Annotated in this window: 2 protein-coding genes; one reads left to right on the forward strand and one right to left on the reverse strand. The window is 76.7% G+C overall.

Annotation, left to right across the window (positions count from 1 at the left end):
- Positions 1–36 precede the first annotated feature (36 nt).
- Positions 37–2,718 carry an AfsR/SARP family transcriptional regulator gene (locus J0670_RS32895; protein ID WP_243437864.1) on the forward strand — a complete coding sequence of 894 codons (2,682 nt, stop codon included), beginning with the start codon at positions 37–39 and terminating at the stop codon, positions 2,716–2,718.
- Here J0670_RS32895 and J0670_RS32900 read toward each other — a convergent pair.
- The gene (locus J0670_RS32900) at positions 2,707–3,513 is read right to left on the reverse strand and encodes a hypothetical protein (protein WP_207815804.1); all 807 of its coding nucleotides are present in this window, start codon (positions 3,511–3,513) and stop codon (positions 2,707–2,709) included. The genes J0670_RS32895 and J0670_RS32900 overlap by 12 nt on opposite strands.
- Positions 3,514–3,679 lie beyond the last annotated feature (166 nt).

Here is a 3,679-nt window from a genome sequence, read left to right on the forward strand (position 1 = left end):
TGAGGGGGCGGTAGGGGGCACGGGGTGGATTTCCGGTTGTTGGGCCCGGTGGCGGCGGTGGCCGCGGACGGCCGGGAGCTCGCCCTCGGATCGCCCAAGCGTCGCGCCCTGCTGGCGATGCTGCTGCTGAACCCCGGCACGCCGGTCGGCGTCGGCCGGCTCACCGAGGCGCTGTGGGACGGCGAGCCGCCCCGGCACTCACGCACCGTCATCCACAACCACGTCTCCGGGCTGCGCGCGGTGCTCGCCGCCGCCGGTGCGCCGGCCGCCGGGGTCGAACTCCTCACCGACGGCGGCGCCTACCTGCTGCGGGTGCCCGAAGCGGCGGTGGACGCCGGGCGGTTCGAGCACCTGGTGCGCTCGGCCTCCTCCGCACGGGAGGCCCACGCGGCGGTGGCGCCGCTGCGGGAGGCGCTGGCGCTGTGGCGCGGGCCCGCGCTCGGCGGCATCGAGCCCAGCGTGCCGCTGCAGTGCGCCGCGCAGGCGCTGGAGGAGTCCCGGCTCGCCGCGGCCGAGGAGCTGGCCCGCGCCCACGCCCGGCTCGGCGACCACGGCGCGGCGGCGGGCGTGCTGGGCGCCGAGGCCGCGGCGAACCCGCTGCGCGAGTCGCTGGTCGCGGCGCTGATGACGGCGCTCGGCCGGGCGGGGCGGCGCTCGGAGGCGCTGGAGTGGTACGACCGCACCCGCCGGGCCCTGGCGCGTCAGCTGGGGATCGACCCCGGGGCGCAGCTGGCCGAGGCGTACGGGGCGCTGCTGCGCTCCGACGGGCCGCCCAGAACGCCTGCCGTCGAGAGCGTGCCCGAGACGGCGCCGTCCTGGCTCTTCCCCCGGCGGCCGAGGGGTTTCTCCGGGCGCCGGGAGGAGCTGGCCGCGCTGGATCGGGCCACCGCCTCCCCCGGGGCGGTGGCCGTGGTCACCGGCGGGGCCGGGGTCGGCAAGAGCGCCCTCGCCGTGCACTGGGCGCACCTGCGGCAGGCCGACTTCCCCGACGGGCGACTGTTCGTCGACCTGTGCGGGCACAGCCCGTTGCCCGAGCGTTCCACCGGCGCGGTGCTGCGCGAACTGCTGCTCGCCCTGGGCCTGCCGGCCGAGGGGATGCCCCGCTCCCCCGAGGCGATGGCGGCCCGCTACCGGGAGCTGACGGCCGGGCGCCGGATGCTGCTCGTCCTGGACAACGCGCGCCGCTCCGGGCAGGTGCGCCCGCTGCTGCCCGACGGGGAGGGCTGCGTGACGGTGGTGACCAGCCGCGAGCGCCTGGGCGGGCTGGTCGCCTCGGACGCCGCCCGGCCCGTCCCGCTCGCCGAGCTGTCGGCGCCGCAGTCCGTCTCCCTGCTCGCCGCCACCCTGGGCGCGGAGGCGGTCGCGGCCGAGCGCGAGGCCGCCGCCCGGCTGGCCGTCCTGTGTGACGGGCTGCCGCTCGCGCTGCGCCTGGCGGCGGCCCGTATCGCCACCGGTCCGGCCCGGGGGCTGGCCGCCCTGGCCGATGAACTGGCCGACGAGCAGGGCCGGTTGGGGCTGCTGGAGGTGGAGGACACCAGTGTCGCCGCGGCCCTCGCGCTGACCGTGCAGCACCTGCCCGGCCCGGCCCGGCGGCTGCTGCGGCGCCTCGGCGCGCACACCGGCGCCACCCTGGACAGCCGTACCGCGGCGGCGCTGGACGGCTGCGACCTGGAGCGGGCCGCGCGGGCGCTCGACCACCTGGCCGCCGCCCACCTGGTCGTGGAGATCGGCCGGGACGCCTACACCCTGCACGACCTGGTCCGCCTCTACGCCCGCAGCCTGCCCGGCCCGGCGGAGTCGGCGGACGACGAGGCCGAGGTGCTGCCCCGGCTCCTGGACCACCTGCTGCGCACCCTGCTCGCCGCGAGTGCCGCCGCCGAACCGGGCAGCGAGCCGTGCTGCGTCCTGCCGCCCGACGCCCGGCACCCCGTCGAGGTCCGGCCCTTCCCGGACCGCGCGGGCGCGCTGGCCTGGTACGCCGCCGAGCGGGACACCCTGCGCGGCGCGGTCGAGGCGGCGGTGGCGGCCGGGCTGCCCGACCGGGCCTGGCGCCTGGTCCTCCTCCAGTGGCCGCTGATCGTGTGGCAGGTGAGGGACGGCTGGGTGCCGCTGCTCGAGCAGGGCCTGGCCGCCGCCGAGGCCGACCTGGACCCCGGCGCCCAGTCCCGCGCGCGGGCGCTGCTGGGGTGGGTCCTGCTGGAGGAGGGGCGGCCCGAGGAGGCCCTCGTGCAGCTGGAGCGGGCCCCGGGCCTCGCGGCGCTGGCCGGCGATGCCGCCGCCGAGGCCGTAGCCCTGGTCAACCTGGCCGTCGCGCACGCCCGTTACGGCGACGGCGCCCGGGTGCGGGGCCTGCTGGAGGGGGCCCTGGCCCTGACCGAACGGCGGGCGAAGCGCGCGGACCTGGCCGCCCTGGCGCGCCAGCACCTGGCCGACCACTGCCTGTCCTGCGGCCGCCCGGAGGAGGCCGCCCACCACGCGGCCCGGGGCCTGGCCCTGGCCGAGCCGCCCTTCCCGGTCACCCGCCGCGTCGTCCTCCAGACCCTCTACGGCCGCGCCCTGGCCGCCACCGGCCACCCCGAGGAGGCCGCCCTCCACCTGGGCGCCGCCCTGACCGCCGCCCGCGCCCACCACTACGACGACGGCGAGGCGGCGGCCCGCGCCGCCCTGCGCGCCCTGGCGGGCACCGGGGCGGCCGTGACGATCCGGTCAGCTGGGTGAGTTCGGCGCGGGAGAGCTGGGTGTTCCCTCCTGGGGAGTGCCGGCCGGCGCCGGTTCTCCCTGGTAGCACCGTGATCCGGAGGCCCCGAGCCAGTCCTTTCGGATCGGGTAGTACGCGTGCTGCACGTTGATCTGGCTGACTCCGTTGGCGGTCAGCGCCAGGCACCAATGGGCCTCGAACGGTTTGGACGTCGTCGCGCGGTAGACCGTCAGCGTGGCGCTGTACGTTCCCGGGGCGAATGACCAGCGGTCCGTGCTGAAGGACATGATCTTCGTCCACGGCTTGTCCTTGGTCACCGGGAAGGCGTTGGCGTCCTCGTCCTCGTCCTCGATCCAGAAGCTCTTGCCCGTCGTCGTGTCGCTCTGCCAGTGCCCGTTGGCGAGCCAGAGGAACTCGATCTGGTCCTGCGGCGGCGCCGGGTCCTCCCGCCGCATCCGGATCGCGAGCCCGGTCACGGTCTCCGAGTTCTGCGTCTCGTTCGTGATGGAGATGACGGGCTGCGCGATGATGGTCGCGCGCCCCGGGAGGCTGAGGAGGCGGAGCGAGATCGGCATCGTGACGTCGACATCCGGCCGCGCATGGAGCCCGACGAAGTTGTAGAGCGAGAGGGCCAGGGCCGAGGCCGCGGCCGCCAGGGAGACCCACTTGCTGGTGGTGTCGAGGTATTTCCTCTTCCTGCTCCTCCCCTCCTCTCCGGTCGCGGTGTCAGCCGGCTGCTCCCCGTTCCCTTCCTCGGATTCAGGCGGTGTGCTGGAGTTCGGAATTCCAGGTTCCTGGGATTGCTCCTCGGACACGTGCGGCCTCCTGCCACCGGAACGCCCCCCCCTTCGCCAATGGCTGCCAGCCAAGCAGGGGGCCGGCGGGCCGGGAAGCCCCCGACCAGGTGATGTGGGCCTGTTCCTTGGGGCCTCAGGGCCGGTAGTCGGCGAGGGTGTGGCGGGGGTGCCAGGCCTGGGCGTG

This window comes from Streptomyces sp. FH025 (assembly GCF_017427025.1).
GTDB lineage: Bacteria > Actinomycetota > Actinomycetes > Streptomycetales > Streptomycetaceae > Kitasatospora.